The sequence below is a fragment of the Plesiomonas sp. ISS29 genome (assembly GCF_056522795.1).
Window position 1 is genome coordinate 2,672,005 of the sequence record NZ_JAWRZQ010000001.1, and the last position, 16,329, is coordinate 2,688,333.

Below are 16,329 nucleotides of genomic sequence, written 5' to 3' on the forward strand. Positions count from 1 at the left end.
GCTATGGCAGGGTTTAATGCGCCGCAGTGGCGGACGCTGACGACTTAACCTGTGTATCGGTTACCGCGGCTTTTGCCCCTTTTCCTACCGAGTCAACCGTTGCCTCATTCTCTGAATCGGGTATTGCACTGAGCAGTGTCGGGGTAACCAGTGCATCAGGCCGTAAGGTCATCCCGCCTTTCACCACTAGCTGCTCACCGGTAGATAGCCCTTCATCAACAATCCAATCATTGCCGCTGTAATCCCCCATTGTCACGGGGCGATACTCTGCTTTGTTCTCTTTATTTATCACCCAAACAAAATGCCCTGTAGCGCCTTGCATCACTGCAGCTTGTGGAACGGCTATCGCATCAGGTCGAACAGCACCTTTCACCGTCACCCGTACAAACTGCCCAGGGCGTAAAGCCCCTTCGGCATTGTTGAAGCTGGCTCTAACTAAAAAAGTACCGGTCTGTGAGTTGTATTCCGCATTGGCAAATGTAATGCGGCCGGTTTCGGCGTATTGTGAGTTATCCGACAGTGTCAGTTCCACACTCAGTGAGTTATCCGCCGGTAACTTCAACAGCCCCTTACGCACCAGTTCATCACGCTTTAATGATTGCGCTTCTGAGATACTAAAATTAACCCACATAGGTGATAGTGCCGCCACATAGGTCAGGCGATCAGTGGCGGTGACATAAGTACCTTCATCCACCAGCCGCTCACCACTGATCCCACTCAATGGTGCTTTGATAGTGGCATAGCTCAAATTCAACTGAGCCTGAACAACCTGCGCCTTAGCCATCTCTACCTGCGCTTGTGCCGCTTTTTCCTGACCGATTGCCTGATCTAAATCTTTCTTACTGGCTGCATTTTGGGCAGCCAGCGGTTTAATACGGGCCAGATTTTGCTGTGCCACCAGCAAGTTAGCTTTCTGCTGTGTCAATGCCGCTTGAGCAGCTTGCAGTAGCGCCTGAAAAGGTTTGGGATCAATCAAAAACAGGGTTTCGCCCTGCTTAATAAATGCACCATCTTTATACATCTGCTTATCTAAAAAACCATTCACCCGTGAAACGATATTGACCTGATGCGAGCTTTTCGTCAGACCGACAAACGAAAAATCAACCGGTACTGATTTCCCCTGTAAAAACTGCACGCTCACCGGCACAGCAGGCACTGCACCAGCCGATACTGCCGCGTCACCGGCGTTGTCTTCACATCCCTGCAATAAAAATAAGGGCAACAACAACACCCCAGTCAGAGACCGGTGAAACCCGATTCGCCAGTAAGCATTCTCAGAAAAGAAAAAGCGCATGATCATATCCTTGTTATATTTCAGGAAGTGAACACCCCACAGGGTTTAGGCGACATCGGGTGTGGTCATTCTGCGATGTTAGTGCTGTTTAATAGCTATGTTATTCGGTGGTCAGACAGTGGCTGTGCTGGCCACTTTCTCGATATAGCACAGCCTAGATACAAACACAGCCTAGATACAAATACAGCAGGTGCAACACATTCGGCAGATAACGACAGATTGCTTCAATGACGCTTTAATCAGCATAGAAGAGGCGTGCGTATTTTGCGGAAAAAAATAAGAGGGCAAACAAGAAAAAGGGAAAAACCAACCTCGGTACACCGTACAGCAACATACGCTGCACGGTGACAATACAAATAAGCGGATATGATGTTCAGGCGGTATTTCTAGGTATATTCATACGGTTGCTATCAATTCAATATCAATGTGTGGATAACTGCTCACACATTGTGTAATCAACCCCTGTTTAGCGCACTGAAAATCACTAACTGCGGATCAAATTATTACCGTAACCAATCCATTTATACGTTGTTAATGCCTCTAACCCCATCGGGCCACGGGCATGCAGTTTTTGTGTGCTCACCGCCACTTCTGCCCCCAACCCAAACTGCCCGCCATCAGTAAAACGCGTACTGGCATTGACATACACCGCTGAAGAGTCAACCTCAAGCGTAAAACGATCAGCATGAGTAAAGGTCTGAGTCAGAATACTGTCTGAATGGCCACTGCCATGCTGGTGGATATGAGCAATCGCTTCATCAATATCAGCAACAATCTTGACGTTGAGATCAAGTGATAACCACTCATCGTCATAATCCTGTGCTTGAACCGGAACAACAGATGCTTGGCTACCAGCCAGCAATGCCGCGCTTTGTGGACAAGCATGCAGGGTTACGCCCTTACTGTGCAGGTAATCAGCCAGTAACGGTAAAAATGTAGCCGCCACCTCTTGATGTACCAGCAACGTTTCCAAGGAGTTACAGACACTCGGGCGCTGTACTTTTGCATTATCAATCACCGCTACAGCGGCAGTTAAATCAGCACTCGCATCAACAAAAATATGGCATACACCAATACCACCGATAATCACCGGAATGGTTGCCTGCTCACGGCAAAGGCGGTGCAAACCACTGCCGCCACGCGGGATAATCATGTCAACATAGCGATCTAACCGCAGCAACTCAGTAACACGAGCACGGTCAGGATCATCAATTGACTGCACCGCACCAGCCGGTAAACCACAACAACTCAGGGCATGCTGCACAACGGCGACCATCGCCTGATTGGTATGTACCGTCTCTTTTCCGCCCCGCAAAATCACCGCATTACCGGTTTTCAGACACAGTGAAGCCACATCAATGGTGACATTCGGGCGAGCCTCATAAATAGTGCCAATCACCCCGAGTGGTACGCGTTTGCGGATTAAATTCAAACCGCTGCTCAGTTGTTGCCCATCCAGCACTTGCCCAACAGGGTCGGCCAGCGTTACCACAGCGCGCACATCATTGGCGATAGCAGTTAAACGCTCAGGCGTCAGCAATAGGCGATCAAGCATCGCAGCGCTTAATCCGGCCTGTTTCGCTGCAGTAATATCTTGTGCATTGGCCGCTAAAATAGCTGCACTGCGTGCCTCAAGCTCATCGGCGATAAAGAGCAGCGCGCGGTTTTTCTCTGCGGTAGTTAATGTAGCCAAACGGTAAGAGGCCTGTTTGGCCGCCTTTCCCATCTCGGTTAATTGATTCATCACTTTCATCCTTAAATCAAAATCATATCGTCACGGTGAATGGCGACCGCGCCGTATTCATAGCCTAAAATATCGCTGATTTGTTGTGATTGGTGTCCGGCGATAAGCGCCAAGGCATCGCTGTTATAGCGGCTCATGCCGCGCGCGATCTCCCGACCATCAATACCGCGTACTCGCACCACTTCACCGCGTGAAAAATTTCCGGTGACCTGCTGGATCCCGCTTGGCAACAGCGAACTACCACGCGCAGTCACGGCGCTCACAGCCCCCATGTCCACAATCAGCTCTCCGGCTGGGGGTGGCCCAAAAATCCAGCGTTTACGGTTTTCAAGTGGGGTTTCCTGAGGATGAAAGCGGGTACCCACCGAGAGGTCAGCCACCACATCAGCAATCACGCCAGCTTGCTGACCAGCGGCGATCACCACTTCAATTCCGGCACGGTTTGCCACATCTGCTGCCTGCAGTTTGGTGCTCATGCCGCCGGTTCCCAAACCGGAAACGCTGTCTCCGGCAATCAGGCGCAGTTGGTCATCAATGCCATGCACTTCGCGGATCAATTCCGCCTGCGGATTGCTGCGCGGATCAGCGGTAAATAATCCAGCTTGATCGGTCAGTAAAATCAGCTTATCGGCATCAGCCAGAATGGCGGCCAGCGCAGAGAGATTATCGTTATCGCCTACTTTAATTTCAGTGGTAGCAACAGCATCATTTTCATTGATGACCGGCACGATTTTCTGATCAAGCAGAGCACGCAGCGTATCGCGGGCATTGAGAAAACGCTCACGGTCTTCCAAATCAGCCCGCGTCAGCAGCATCTGCCCGATATGCAGACCATAAATCGAAAACAGTTGTTCCCACAGCTGAATCAAACGCGTTTGCCCTACCGCAGCCAACAGTTGTTTGGAAGCCATTGTGGGGGGGAGTTCGGGGTAGCCTAAATGTTCACGTCCGGCGGCTATCGCCCCTGATGTCACCAGCACGATACGATGACCGGCCTGCTGCATCTGTGCGCACTGGCGCACCAACTCCACCATGTGTGCGCGGTTCAGGTGGCGCGAGCCACCGGTGAGCACACTGGTTCCTAATTTCACAACGATAGTCTGGCTACGGTTCATAGGGTAATGCCTTGAATCCTAAGATGAAGGAAGTGAACCCTTTTTGTAGCAGCTTGTGGAAGCGCTGCCAACAGACAGCGCTAAAATACTGAAAACTATTTACCGGAAAGATGCCGGAAAGGTGTATGGGGATATGAAACGCTACGCAGCAGTACTCAATTCACGTCCGGCAATAGCTGCGGCGGGTCGTAAAGAGATATCCAGCAGCTGTAGGCAATCCACCAAACGCGGATAAAACAGTTGCAGTGTGCGCTGGATCTCTTCGGTAATGGCTTCATCAGTAGGATGCTTGGGCAGCCAATCGCCTTGGTTATCGTAAAAACCAACCTGATAGTGATACTCAAAGCCCGTTTCAGTAGCATTGAGCACCATCCACCACCCCCAGAACTCACGCTTTTCGGTCGAAAGCCGTGGATTGGCGCATACGGCCAAGCAGTCAAAGAAAAACTGCTGCTCCTGACACTGGTGCTCACGAATATACGGCCCGAGAGCCGCAAATTTGCGAATTAAACGTGAGCGTGATTGTCCGATAACCTGCATACCTACCTCCTTTGTACGTAATATCTATTGTTGCCGTAAAAGGGGCAATTTAAGCAAGTTGTTTTATATGAGTTTTTGGTCTATCCAATCGGTTATTTGTACCATTATGCGCTCAAATCCGGTTTGTAACGGGCTAGCGGGGATCTGTATACGCTTCCCATCAACCGATGACATGGCGATAAACCGGTTCTCTTCTTTGGGTGAAAACAGATCATCATCCACACCGGCAGCCAGTACCGGTACGCGGCAGCGCCGCCCCAACAACCCTTGAGTTTTCAGTGAGTAACTTTGCAGCTCTGCACGCAACAAATCATGTGCGCTAGCATCAATGCCAACCCGGCTGGCCAGCATATCAACATACATTTGTGGCACTTGTTCAAACTGCTGTGCATTGGCAAACAGATGGTGCACTACCGCACCTAAGCATGCCACACCACGTAACCGCTGCGGCTCAAGATACCCCAGACGCAGCGCCGCGTTAGCACCAAAACGCAGACCAAAAGCCACCACTCGGTGGTGATCAACCCAAGGTTCATTCTCTAGCTGTTGTAATACCGCCTGATGGAGGCAGCTGGTATCTTGCGTTAGTTTCCAGCGTGCCGATGCACCGATTGAGGGCAGATCCAGCGTCAGCATAGCTATCCCTTTAGGGGCTAAATAGTGCCGAAACAGCCGATGATAATCAGTCGAGAGGCTATCTAACCCACCGCAGACCAGTACCACCGGATAAGGGCCATCATCACCCGGCAGATGTAAACAGGCGGTCAGCGGTAAACCTTCGTACTGAAATGTCAGTGGGCGTAGTGAGTAACTCAGACAACCGGCAGCGGCCTGATAAGCACGGCTGGCCAGCACATCAACCTGTTCGGCCAGCTGATCGCCGCGTAAATGTGGGTAACCGGCAAGGCTGTAGTGCATAGCCGCTTGCAGCCAATACTCTCCAGCTTGCTGCGGATCGTCACACTCCTGAGCGGTTTGCTGCCAGTGCATGGCTTTTTGCGCCCACTCAAAAATCCAGTTTCCGCTGCGGTAACCCACTACGGTATCGAGTAAATGTGATTGTGTACGCGGGGCGCTGCTGACGGCGATTTTGGCCAAGATTTCTTCAAGATCAATCGGGTTGATACCACGCCAGATCCAAAGCGGACGGTTGATAAGCCGATACCAGCGAGGGTCGGTATCACCATCAAGTGCAGAGTGTAGTTCAGGCTGAGACGTATTTCGCTGTCGGCTGGCAATGCTCGATGTCTCTTGCTGGTTCAGATCAGGTTGCGGTTTGAACAGGCTGTGCGATCGATTAATAGGGGCAGACATTGACGTAATACTCTCCAAACATCACATTCGTTGAGTCTACGCTACCGCATAAAAAAAAACCCCGCAAGATGCGAGGTCTTATCAGAAAAATCAGTCACGCCCTGAAACCGGCGGTACAAAAGTGATACCCATATCCCACGGCTGTTCAATCCATGTGTCTTGCGGAATATCAATAACATAGTCATCAACCAACGGGCGACCAGCAGGCTTAGCGAACATAGTCACAAAATGGGCCTTCGGGTACATATCGCGCAGCACTTTTGCCGTGCCGCCAGTATCAACCAAATCATCAACCAGCAGGAAGCCTTCACCATCACCCTCTGCGCGCTTAAGCACAGTCAAGTTGCGTTGCTGATTATGATCATAACTTGAGATACAGACCGTATCTACATGGCGAATACCCAATTCACGCGCTAACAGTGCTGCCGGAACAAGCCCGCCACGGCTGACCGCAATAATCCCCTTCCACTGCTCAGCAGGCAGTAAACGGTGTGCCAGTTTCCGCGCGTGGATCTGCAGCATGTCCCAACTTACAATATATTTTTCAGCCATAACGGTAACCTCAAGCATAACCCGCAGAGTTTGTGGGCTACGTTATTTTTGTAGGAATTATTGAGTAAAAGATAAAAACCGATTTCAGTAAAACAGTGCTCTATCCAACTTAGCCCTGACACTTTTATTTTTTCTGCATTATTTTACTTTTCTGCGTTACTACGCCATCACTTTAATGAAATCGGTTTCACGCTCTGCGCTGCCAGCAAACGTTTGCTAGGGTGGATAAAAACAGAGCCAAAAACTGTTGGGGCGAGATTATAGAGACAAGAAAACCTAAAGACCAGTAATTATGCCTCTGATTATGCATAATTTCAGGAGATCGGGCGCGAAATCACTCAACAACGCGCATACTCGGCATGCAGAGGGTAAAAAATGGGCAAAAAAAACCACCTTGCGAGGAAGGTGGTGAAAATACCTAGGAATCAGGTGTGGTACATCAGAATCCGATGTGCCAATAGGGATGAACGAATGGATTACACTATGCCACAACAGCAGTGCCGGCACAGGGTGGTATAACAGTGACTAACGCGTAAAATTAATAACCAAATTCACGCGGATAAACAAAATTGCCGGTGTAAATTCCACGACGATTCCAGAACAAATCGCAATAAATACCTTGCATAAATCACCTCATTAACAAGTGTTACTAAAGACCGATGCGGCGCCTTTAACTTGTTCTCAGTTCCTTGGAGGCGTGAGACACGGGCTTAATCCTTAAGCTTTCTAAAGTTGCGTTGCATAACTTAGGTTGCGTTGCATGTTGATTCGTTGTTTTTCTCAACGGTTAAAATAATATCACTTTGAAATTTAATTACAATACTCAGTGATAAAAATCACATAAATACAATCATCACACAAAATATAGGCTTTTTTTGATCTAAAAATTACAGCTTTTGTACGGATAACCACCAAACGTTTCGTTCTGTTCTTTTTTGTTATCGTTAAAATAAGATACAAAAATGCGGCCCTGCTATCGGTGATAATTTCCTACAGATGTCTTTGCAGTGGTATGCTGTGCTTAATAAGCCTGTGCTGACCAAATAACATTCTGTTTTCTTTGACAGATTAAGCGTAAAGCAGGCAGGATTTAGTTCATGATTCAACACGCAATTTAAAGCACACAATCACAGAGTATCGCCGCCAAAGTGCGCTTTGGTATGGGCTGAATATATTGCTGCGGTTGTCACTGTATCTGTTTTCTGTATTGATAGGAGTTCCCGCCGTGTCTCAATTGGGCCATCTGTCACCACAACCTTTGTGGCAATTTTTCGAAAAAATTTGTTCTATTCCACACCCTTCACACCATGAAGAGGCGTTAGCAAGCTTCATTGTTGAGTGGGCGCAAGGGGCTGGCCTGCATGTTGAGCGTGATGCGGTTGGCAATATTCTGATCCGCAAACCTGCAACAGCAGGAATGGAAAACCGTAAGCCGGTTGTTTTGCAAGCCCATTTAGATATGGTGCCGCAAAAAAATAACGATACGGTGCATGACTTTACCAAAGACCCGATTCGCCCGTATATCGATGGCGAGTGGGTAAAAGCACAGGGAACAACCCTCGGCGCGGACAACGGTATTGGCATGGCGTCAGCACTGGCGGTGGTTGCGGCCAATGATCTACAACACGGCCCGCTGGAAGTTTTGCTGACCATTGATGAAGAGAGCGGCATGACCGGTGCTTTCGGCCTGCAAAGCGGCTGGTTGCAGGGTGAAATTCTGATCAATACCGATTCCGAAGAGGAAGGCGAAATCTACATGGGTTGCGCCGGTGGTATTGATGCCACGATGACGCTGCCTTTTGCACGAGAAACTGCACCGGCGGATATGCAGGCCTTTACCCTAACGGTTAAAGGGTTAAAAGGCGGCCACTCAGGCGGTGATATTCACCTGTATCTGGGTAATGCGAACAAGATGCTGGGCCGTTTCCTGTTTGGCCATGCAGCAGAGTTGGGTCTGCGCCTTGCCAATATTCAGGGCGGTACACTGCGTAACGCTATTCCGCGCGAAGGCTCTGTCACTCTGTTAGTGCCAACAGCCAATGTGGCACGTCTGCGTGCGTTGGTTGATAAGTTTACCGATATTCAGCGCAGTGAGCTGAGTGCTGTTGAACCAAATCTGACCGTTCTGCTTGAGAGTGCGCCAATGCCTGCGCAAGTGTTTGCCGCCGACGCACAACAGCGTTTACTGGCACTGCTGCATGCTTGCCCGAATGGTGTGATGCGGATGAGCGATGCCGTACCTGGTGTGGTTGAGACCTCATTAAATCTGGGTGTAGTGACTACCTCGGAACAGGGTGTGCAGATTGTTTGCCTGATCCGTTCACTGATCGATAGCGGCCGCTGCGGTGTACAAAAAATGCTGTCGGCTCTGGCTGAATTGGCGGGAGCTGAAGCGGTCTTTAAGGGTGGTTATCCGGGCTGGAAACCAGACAATCAGTCACCTATCATGCAGGTTGTTCGTGAGACTTATCAAGCAATGTTTGATAAAACCCCGAACATTATGGTGATCCATGCTGGTTTGGAGTGCGGTCTGTTCAAAGAGCCGTACCCGCAAATGGATATGGTCTCTGTCGGCCCAACCATTCGTGGCCCGCACTCACCCGATGAGCGTGTGCACATTGCCAGTGTAGATAAATACTGGCAGCTATTAACTCAGCTGCTGAAAAATATCCCTGAGCGGGCATAAACTGCGTTAAAACAAGGTTAGTGTTAACTGACCACGTTTACCGGTAACATATTTTATCATTAGCACTATTAACAGGCTGCCTTCGGGTGGCCTGTTTTTTATCCTAATAACGCGATTTAGCTCCACGGCAGAGCTAACTGACGCACCAGTTGCGGATCTATCAAGGTGACATGCAACCCAACCAAACGTACGCCCCGCCCTTCACAACGCGACCAGATAGATTCGGCCAGTTGCAGTAAATCCTGCTGATCAAGATGCGGATAGACATGCTCTTGGGTTGTCAGTTGGAAATCTGAAAATTTAAGCTTCACACCTTGTCGTGCAATCGCCAACGATTCACTGGCCTGACTCAGCCGCCGCTCGAGTTCAGGATACAAATCGCGGACTATCTGCTGGCACGCCTCAAGCGAGTGAATATCCTCTTCTAGCGTGCGCTCAACGCCGACTGACTTGCGTTGCCTTGTTGCATTAACCTCTCGATCATCGATACCCTGACAACGCTGCCAGAGCATCTGCCCCATTTTACCGAATTTATCGGCCAGCAGAGTTAGCGGTACGCGCTGAACATCAGCGCAGATAAACAGCCCCATGTCGGCCAGTTTTTGTGCCGACACTTTCCCGACTCCGGGAATTTTTTTCAGCGGCAATGTTGCCACAAAATCAGCGGTTTGCTCTGGGCGCAGCACATATAAGCCGTTGGGCTTATTAATATCAGAGGCAATTTTGGCTAAAAACTTCACCGGAGCAACACCGGCAGAAGCGGTCAGTTGCAGCTCATCACGAATCGCGCGGCGAATATCTTCGGCTATCCATGTGGCAGACCCCTGAAACAAAGTGCAATCGGTAACATCAAGGTAGGCTTCATCAAGCGATAGAGGCTCAACTTTATCGGTATAGCGGCGAAAGATAGCGTGCAGTTGTTGCGATACTCGTTTGTAGACATCCATCCGCCCTGGGAGCAGGGTCAAATGCGGGCAAAGTTTAAAGGCTTGAGCGGTAGGCATCGCGCTGTGCAAGCCAAAACTGCGGGCGACATAGTTGCAGGTACTGAGCACGCCACGCCGCTCTCGGCGGCCACCAATGGCCAAGGGCACATGTTGTAATGTCGGGTTATCCCGCATTTCAACAGCAGCATAAAAGCAGTCCATGTCTATATGAATAATTTTGCGCATGCCACCCCCTAAACCACTGTATAAATATACAATGATGCGAAAAGAGGATCAATGCTCAATCAGTAAAACATGATATTCATGGCAGCTCCCCCCGTACGATACAGGAGGAGTCACCTTACATGGCAAATATCAGACAGAATATCGAATAGAGTGTCAGATAATACGGTTTTGTTGCAGCTTTTCCAGACGTGCTTGTTCAGCCATTTTCGCTTTACGGTTGTCACAAGGCTCTGGGCAATCACACACTTTCTCTAAGCCTAGATTGGCAATACCGCCACAGCTGCCATGAATGCTTCTGCGTTTGATAATGTAACCGATAGACATTGCCGCAATAACTAACATGAACACGGCAAAAGTTGCGATAAACGTAGTCATACCTGCTCCTTATTTTTGCAGATAAGGTTTAAAGGCTTCAGAGGCCACTTCAGTGAAACCCTCTGGGGTCTTAATCACCATGAATGCAGCAATATTGTGCTGATTCGCCACCTTGAGTGCTTCTTCTTCACCCAATACGTTCAGGCCGGTCGATAGGCCATCCGCTTCCATGCAGGTTGGTGCAATCACGGTGATTGACACCATTTTATGTTGGATAGGTTTTCCGGTACGCGGATCAATGGTATGCGAAAAACGGACACCATCTTGCTCAAAATAGTTACGATAATCACCAGAAGTGGCAATTGCCATGTTGAGCGGCGCAATGATCTCTTGTGCGGTTTGTTCTGTTCCAGCTACCGGTTTTTCTATCGCAATACGCCACGGTTTATCTTGGCTATTGTGCCCTTTAAGGCGCACTTCACCACCAATTTCAACCATGTAGTTTTGAATACCCAATGAAGCCAGATATTCGGCCACCTGATCAACCCCAAAGCCTTTGGCGATGGAAGAGAGATCAACATACAGCGGAGGAATGCCTTTCACCAGTGCATTACCCTGTACTGACAGATATTGAATCCCAATACGGGCACGGCGCTTGGCCAGCTCATCATCTGATGGCACTTTGTCTGGTCGCCCTTCTGGGCCAAAGCCCCACAGGTTAACCAGTGGCCCAACCGTGACATCCAGCGCGCCATGAGTTATCTGATTAATACGTAGCGCCTCACGCACTACTTTAGCGGTATCGGCAGAAACCGCAAACGGGGTATTTACCTCGGTGCTGCTGTTAAAGCGGCTCAGTTCAGAGGTTGGCCGGTAAGTCGACATCTGATCGTTAACCAGTTCAAGACGCTTATCAATTTCAGCTTGTATGGAATCTTGCGTTGGTAAATCTTTTTGATTCAAATACTTGATGGAGTAGTACGTACCCATCGTTTGGCCTTGCAGGTTGACTTGCTCGTTTAACGTGCTGTCATTACACCCACTTAGAAAAAAGGCCAGCCCGACCAGGGCTAGCCATTGCTTAGTTTTTACTAACATGTCAGTGAATCAACCACCAAAGTCATCCAGCAAAATGTTTTCATCTTCAACGCCCAGATCTTTGAGCATTTTGATGACCGCAGCATTCATCATCGGCGGGCCGCACATGTAGTATTCGCAGTCTTCCGGTGCTTCATGATCACGCAGGTAATTTTCATAAATTACATTGTGAATGAAGCCAGTATAGCCTGTCCAGTTGTCATCCGGTAACGGATCTGACAGCGCTACATTCCAGGTAAAGTTCGGGTTCTCAGCGGCAAGCATGTCGAAATCTTCAACATAGAACATTTCACGCTTAGAACGCGCACCGTACCAGTAGGTCATCTTACGCTTGGATTTCAAACGCTTAAGCTGGTCGAAAATGTGGGATCGCATTGGCGCCATACCCGCACCACCACCGATAAAGACCATCTCATTTTCGGTTTCTTTGGCGAAGAATTCACCAAATGGACCAGAAATAGTGACTTTATCACCCTTTTTCAATGACCAGATGAAAGAGGACATCTGACCCGGAGGTGCATCAGGATTGCTTGGCGGTGGCGTAGCGATACGCACGTTCAGCATGATGATGCTTTTCTCTTCCGGATAACTCGCCATTGAGTAAGCACGAATAATCGGCTCTTTTACCACAGACTCATAGCGGAACAGGTTGTACTTGTCCCAATCTTCGCGGTACTCCTGCGGCACATCAAAATCAGCATATTTGATGTGATGCGCTGGCGCTTCAATCTGGATATAACCACCGGCACGGAAAGGCACTTCTTCCCCTTCCGGAATCGCAATCACCAGCTCTTTGATGAAGGTGGCAACGTTATCGTTAGAGATAACTTCACATTCCCACTTCTTCACGCCAAAGATCTCTTCTGGCAATTCGATTTTCATGTTCTCTTTCACGTTCACCTGACACGCTAAACGGCAACCTTGGGCTGCATCGCGCTTGGTGATGTGAGAAAGTTCAGTTGGCAGCACATCGCCACCGCCTTCCAGCACTTTGGCGTGGCACTGACCGCAAGAGCCACCGCCGCCACAGGCGGAAGAGACGAAGATCCCGTTGCCGGCCAGTGCACCCAGCAGCTTACCGCCAGCTTGGGTTTTAATGGTCAGGTTTGGATCGCCGTTAATTTCAATCGTAATGTCACCAGAGCTTACTAGCTTGGATTTGGCAAATAAAATTACCAGAACCAACGCCAGCAGGATCAGGGTGAACATGACTACGCCAAGAATAATTTCCATCGTATGTTCCTACTACGCCCTGATTACAACTGGATACCGGAGAAAGACATAAAGCCCAGCGCCATCAGACCTACGGTGATAAAGGTAATACCTAAACCACGCAGACCTTTTGGTACGTCGGAGTACTTCATCTTCTCACGCAGACCTGCCAGTGCCACGATAGCCAGCATCCAACCGATACCGGAGCCTACACCATACACAATTGATTCTGTGAAGTTGTAGTCACGTTGCACCATGAAGGATACGCCACCGAAGATCGCACAGTTTACGGTGATCAACGGCAGGAAAATGCCCAGCGCGTTGTATAAAGGTGGGAAGAACTTATCCAGCACCATTTCCAAAATCTGTACCAGTGCAGCGATAACACCGATAAAGGTGATAAAGCTCAGGAAGGTCAGATCAACGCCAGCAACCAGTGCTCCGTCTTTTAGGATCAGGTTAAAGACTAAGTTGTTAACCGGAACGGCAATACCCAGTACAACCGTTACAGCAATACCCAGACCAAATGAGGTTGCCACTTTCTTGGATACAGCCAAGAAGGTACACATCCCCAAGAAGAAGCCCAGCGCCATATTTTCAATGAAAATAGAGCGAACAAACAGACTGATATAATGTTCCATCTGTCGTTATTCCTTCTCGTTCTGTTCAGGCTTATAAGTACGGATTGCCCAAATCAGGCCACCAATGATGAAGAACGCACTCGGTGCCAGCAGGAACAGGCCGTTACTCTGATACCAGCCGCCATCTTGAATCAGTGGCAGTACTGGCATACCAAACAGTTTGCCTGAACCGATCAGTTCACGGATAAAGGCAACAGCCAGCAAGATAGCGCCGTAACCTAAACCATTACCGATACCGTCCATGAAGCTTTCCATCGGCGGTGACTTCATGGCATAGGCTTCAGCACGGCCCATTACGATACAGTTGGTGATAATCAGACCAACGAATACCGATAGCTGCTTAGAGATCTCATAGGCATACGCCTTAAGCAGCTGATCCACCACGATAACCAGTGATGCGATAATCGCCATTTGGACGATAATACGCACACTGTTTGGAATATGATGACGGATCAGTGAGATAAACAAGTTGGAGAACGCAGTAACAAGGGCTACTGCCAGCGTCATAACAAACGCGGTTTCCATCTTGGTGGTTACAGCCAATGCAGAACAGATACCCAGAATTTGCAGTGCAATCGGGTTGTTGTCCATGATCGGGCCGACCAGCAGCTTTTTCATTTCTTTGTTATCAACCATTGTTCAACTCTCCAGCGCGTACTTTGGTCAGGAACGGACCATAGCCGTTGGCGCTTAACCAATAGTCAAACGTGTTTTGCACGCCGTTACCGGTCAGGGTTGCACCTGATAAGCCATCAATCGCATACGGATCGTTTGGCAGTGCTGCCCCTTTGACAATGTGAATTGCCGGTTTGCCGTCAACATCAAACAGCTTCTTGCCTACCCACAGCTTACGCCAGTTCGGGTTTTCAATTTCGCCGCCCAGACCCGGAGTTTCCCCTTGGTCATAATAGGTGATGCCTTTTACGGTGTTGCCGTCAGTTTCAACGGCGAGGAAAGCGTACATCATTGACCACAAACCAGTACCGTGTACTGGCAGAACCACTTCTGTCACTTTACCTTCAGCATTTTTCACCAGATACACAGCAGATACATTGGCACGGCGCTTAATCTTCGCCTTGTCTTGATCTGATGGAATGCTGATGCTTTGCTTTGGATCTTTATCCGCCGCACGCTGATCAAACGTTGCTGCATCACCCTCAACAAAGCTACCGGTCGCCAGATCAACCAAACGCGGTTCGATAAACTGGGTAAAGGTCTCTTTTACGTTCACGTTAGGAGTTAGCAAACCGGCAACAGATAAAATGTTGCGTTGCTTATCCAGCTGTTTTTGCTCGATTTGTGTGGCTTTTAAGCCTACCGCAGAACCGGCAACAATAATGGAGCACACCAAGCTGAGGGAAATAACCACCAGCAGCGTTTTGGCGATGCTATCGTTACTCTTAGCCATTACGCGCATTCCTCCGCTTAATGTTTGCCTGAACCACCAGATAGTCAAAAATCGGTGCAAACAGGTTAGCAAACAGAATCGCCAGCATCATACCTTCTGGGTACGCTGGGTTAACCACTCGAACCAGTACTGCCATCACACCAATCAGCGCACCGTACCACCATTTACCTTTATCGGTAAAAGAGGCAGAAACCGGGTCTGTGGCCATAAATGCCATACCGAACGCAAAGCCACCCAGTACCAGATGCCAGTACCAAGGCATGGCAAACATCGGGTTAGTGGCTGAGCCGACCAGATTAAACAGCGTAGAGGAGACCACCATACCGATCATCACACCGGCAATGATGCGCCATGAAGCCACACGGATATAAATCAGGAATGCCGCACCCAGCAGGATCATCAGCGTCGAAACTTCACCGATAGAACCTGGGATATTGCCAAGGAAAGCATCAAACCATGTGATAGCCTGCCCTGTTGCATTGTGGATCAGGCCACCTTGGCCACCACTTGCCCACTGAGACAGTGCTGTTGCACCTGAGAAGCCGTCAGCCGCGGTCCAGACCAAATCACCTGAAATTTGCGCAGGGTAGGCAAAGAACAGAAATGCACGGCCAGCCAGTGCAGGGTTTAAGAAGTTACGGCCAGTACCACCAAAGATCTCTTTGGCAACAACCACACCGAAACTGATACCCAATGCTGCCTGCCACAATGGCAGTGTTGGCGGAACAATCAGCGCAAACAGGATAGAGGTTACGAAGAAGCCTTCGTTAACTTCATGGCCGCGAACAATCGCAAACAGCACTTCCCATGTTGCACCAACAGCAAACACCACGGCAAAAATTGGCAGGAAATAGGTTGCGCCCAGCAGCATTTTACTGCCCCAGCCCGCATCCACAGCGGTCATTGAGCCGCCCAGCAATTCCACCAGTGAGTAGTGCCAGTCAGCCGCAACCACTTGTGCCAGTTGCTCTGCACCGTGCAGGTGGTTCAGCGCTAAAATCGCTTGTGCACCGGCATTATACAGACCCCAAAACAGGGCAGGGAAAACAGCAACCCATACCATGATCATAATACGCTTCAAATCTACCCCGTCACGGACGTGAGCAGAAGTACGAGTTACCGTACCCGGCGTATAGAAAATGGTGGCAACAGCTTCATATACGGCATAGAACTTTTCGAACTTGCCGCCAGGCTCAAAATGATGTTCGAGCTTTTCAAGAGCGTGTTTCAAACCCATC

General features: G+C 49.3%; 15 protein-coding genes. 1 reads left to right on the forward strand and 14 read right to left on the reverse strand.

Annotated features, from left to right (window positions below; genetic code table 11):
* Positions 1-13 precede the first annotated feature (13 nt).
* The 6 genes from AC1HDJ_RS11965 to gpt form a co-directional block, all read right to left on the reverse strand.
* On the reverse strand, positions 14-1,294 hold the full coding sequence (locus tag AC1HDJ_RS11965) for an efflux RND transporter periplasmic adaptor subunit (protein ID WP_479535996.1): 1,281 nt from the start codon (positions 1,292-1,294) through the stop codon (positions 14-16).
* Between the two features lie 484 nt (positions 1,295-1,778).
* A complete protein-coding gene (proA, locus tag AC1HDJ_RS11970; protein WP_479535997.1) occupies positions 1,779-3,038 on the reverse strand; it encodes a glutamate-5-semialdehyde dehydrogenase in 1,260 nt (419 codons plus the stop codon).
* 11 nt (positions 3,039-3,049) lie between these two features.
* On the reverse strand, positions 3,050-4,153 hold the full coding sequence (gene proB, locus AC1HDJ_RS11975) for a glutamate 5-kinase (protein WP_479535998.1): 1,104 nt from the start codon (positions 4,151-4,153) through the stop codon (positions 3,050-3,052).
* A gap of 141 nt (positions 4,154-4,294) precedes the next feature.
* Positions 4,295-4,693: a sigma factor-binding protein Crl gene (gene crl / locus AC1HDJ_RS11980; RefSeq protein ID WP_479535999.1), complete on the reverse strand. Its 399-nt coding sequence runs from the start codon at positions 4,691-4,693 to the stop codon at positions 4,295-4,297.
* 63 nt (positions 4,694-4,756) lie between these two features.
* Positions 4,757-6,007, reverse strand: a complete 1,251-nt coding sequence (gene frsA / locus AC1HDJ_RS11985) for an esterase FrsA (protein WP_479536000.1) — start codon at positions 6,005-6,007, stop codon at positions 4,757-4,759.
* Between the two features lie 90 nt (positions 6,008-6,097).
* Positions 6,098-6,559 carry a xanthine phosphoribosyltransferase gene (gpt, locus tag AC1HDJ_RS11990; protein WP_438623752.1) on the reverse strand — a complete coding sequence of 154 codons (462 nt, stop codon included), beginning with the start codon at positions 6,557-6,559 and terminating at the stop codon, positions 6,098-6,100.
* A 1,225-nt stretch (positions 6,560-7,784) separates the two neighbouring features.
* Here gpt and AC1HDJ_RS11995 point away from each other — a divergent pair.
* The gene (locus AC1HDJ_RS11995) at positions 7,785-9,245 is read left to right on the forward strand and encodes an aminoacyl-histidine dipeptidase (RefSeq protein WP_479536001.1); all 1,461 of its coding nucleotides are present in this window, start codon (positions 7,785-7,787) and stop codon (positions 9,243-9,245) included.
* Between the two features lie 116 nt (positions 9,246-9,361).
* Here the strand turns inward: AC1HDJ_RS11995 and dinB are convergent, their stop codons facing one another.
* The 8 genes from dinB to AC1HDJ_RS12035 all read right to left on the reverse strand — a co-directional run bounded on the left by dinB (position 9,362) and on the right by AC1HDJ_RS12035 (position 16,328).
* The gene (gene dinB / locus AC1HDJ_RS12000) at positions 9,362-10,417 is read right to left on the reverse strand and encodes a DNA polymerase IV (RefSeq protein ID WP_479536002.1); all 1,056 of its coding nucleotides are present in this window, start codon (positions 10,415-10,417) and stop codon (positions 9,362-9,364) included.
* A gap of 153 nt (positions 10,418-10,570) precedes the next feature.
* Positions 10,571-10,792, reverse strand: coding sequence for a (Na+)-NQR maturation NqrM (gene nqrM / locus AC1HDJ_RS12005; RefSeq protein ID WP_479536003.1), 222 nt, complete (start codon positions 10,790-10,792; stop codon positions 10,571-10,573).
* A 9-nt stretch (positions 10,793-10,801) separates the two neighbouring features.
* Positions 10,802-11,830 carry an FAD:protein FMN transferase gene (locus tag AC1HDJ_RS12010; protein WP_479536004.1) on the reverse strand — a complete coding sequence of 343 codons (1,029 nt, stop codon included), beginning with the start codon at positions 11,828-11,830 and terminating at the stop codon, positions 10,802-10,804.
* 9 nt (positions 11,831-11,839) lie between these two features.
* Positions 11,840-13,063 carry an NADH:ubiquinone reductase (Na(+)-transporting) subunit F gene (gene nqrF, locus AC1HDJ_RS12015; protein ID WP_479536005.1) on the reverse strand — a complete coding sequence of 408 codons (1,224 nt, stop codon included), beginning with the start codon at positions 13,061-13,063 and terminating at the stop codon, positions 11,840-11,842.
* Positions 13,064-13,086: 23 nt separating this feature from the next.
* Positions 13,087-13,683 carry an NADH:ubiquinone reductase (Na(+)-transporting) subunit E gene (gene nqrE, locus AC1HDJ_RS12020; protein ID WP_438635327.1) on the reverse strand — a complete coding sequence of 199 codons (597 nt, stop codon included), beginning with the start codon at positions 13,681-13,683 and terminating at the stop codon, positions 13,087-13,089.
* 6 nt (positions 13,684-13,689) lie between these two features.
* Complete coding sequence (locus AC1HDJ_RS12025) at positions 13,690-14,319, reverse strand: NADH:ubiquinone reductase (Na(+)-transporting) subunit D (RefSeq protein ID WP_479536006.1); 630 nt, start codon at positions 14,317-14,319, stop codon at positions 13,690-13,692.
* The gene (locus AC1HDJ_RS12030; RefSeq protein ID WP_479536007.1) at positions 14,312-15,091 is read right to left on the reverse strand and encodes a Na(+)-translocating NADH-quinone reductase subunit C; all 780 of its coding nucleotides are present in this window, start codon (positions 15,089-15,091) and stop codon (positions 14,312-14,314) included. The genes AC1HDJ_RS12025 and AC1HDJ_RS12030 overlap by 8 nt, the downstream gene beginning before the upstream one ends.
* Positions 15,084-16,328, reverse strand: coding sequence for an NADH:ubiquinone reductase (Na(+)-transporting) subunit B (locus tag AC1HDJ_RS12035; protein ID WP_479536008.1), 1,245 nt, complete (start codon positions 16,326-16,328; stop codon positions 15,084-15,086). The genes AC1HDJ_RS12030 and AC1HDJ_RS12035 overlap by 8 nt, the downstream gene beginning before the upstream one ends.
* Position 16,329 lies beyond the last annotated feature (1 nt).

Excerpts from the sequence above, each read along its gene's own strand:
- AC1HDJ_RS12035 (WP_479536008.1), bottom strand. The coding sequence starts at position 16,328 with ATGGGTTTGAAACACGCTCTTGAAAAGCTCGAACATCATTTTGAGCCT.
- nqrF (WP_479536005.1), bottom strand. The coding sequence starts at position 13,063 with ATGGAAATTATTCTTGGCGTAGTCATGTTCACCCTGATCCTGCTGGCG.
- nqrE (WP_438635327.1), bottom strand. The coding sequence starts at position 13,683 with ATGGAACATTATATCAGTCTGTTTGTTCGCTCTATTTTCATTGAAAAT.
- nqrM (WP_479536003.1), bottom strand. The coding sequence starts at position 10,792 with ATGACTACGTTTATCGCAACTTTTGCCGTGTTCATGTTAGTTATTGCG.
- AC1HDJ_RS12025 (WP_479536006.1), bottom strand. The coding sequence starts at position 14,319 with ATGGTTGATAACAAAGAAATGAAAAAGCTGCTGGTCGGCCCGATCATG.
- gpt (WP_438623752.1), bottom strand. The coding sequence starts at position 6,559 with ATGGCTGAAAAATATATTGTAAGTTGGGACATGCTGCAGATCCACGCG.
- AC1HDJ_RS11965 (WP_479535996.1), bottom strand. The coding sequence starts at position 1,294 with ATGCGCTTTTTCTTTTCTGAGAATGCTTACTGGCGAATCGGGTTTCAC.
- proB (WP_479535998.1), bottom strand. The coding sequence starts at position 4,153 with ATGAACCGTAGCCAGACTATCGTTGTGAAATTAGGAACCAGTGTGCTC.
- AC1HDJ_RS12030 (WP_479536007.1), bottom strand. The coding sequence starts at position 15,091 with ATGGCTAAGAGTAACGATAGCATCGCCAAAACGCTGCTGGTGGTTATT.
- AC1HDJ_RS12010 (WP_479536004.1), bottom strand. The coding sequence starts at position 11,830 with ATGTTAGTAAAAACTAAGCAATGGCTAGCCCTGGTCGGGCTGGCCTTT.
- frsA (WP_479536000.1), bottom strand. The coding sequence starts at position 6,007 with ATGTCTGCCCCTATTAATCGATCGCACAGCCTGTTCAAACCGCAACCT.
- crl (WP_479535999.1), bottom strand. The coding sequence starts at position 4,693 with ATGCAGGTTATCGGACAATCACGCTCACGTTTAATTCGCAAATTTGCG.
- dinB (WP_479536002.1), bottom strand. The coding sequence starts at position 10,417 with ATGCGCAAAATTATTCATATAGACATGGACTGCTTTTATGCTGCTGTT.
- proA (WP_479535997.1), bottom strand. The coding sequence starts at position 3,038 with ATGAATCAATTAACCGAGATGGGAAAGGCGGCCAAACAGGCCTCTTAC.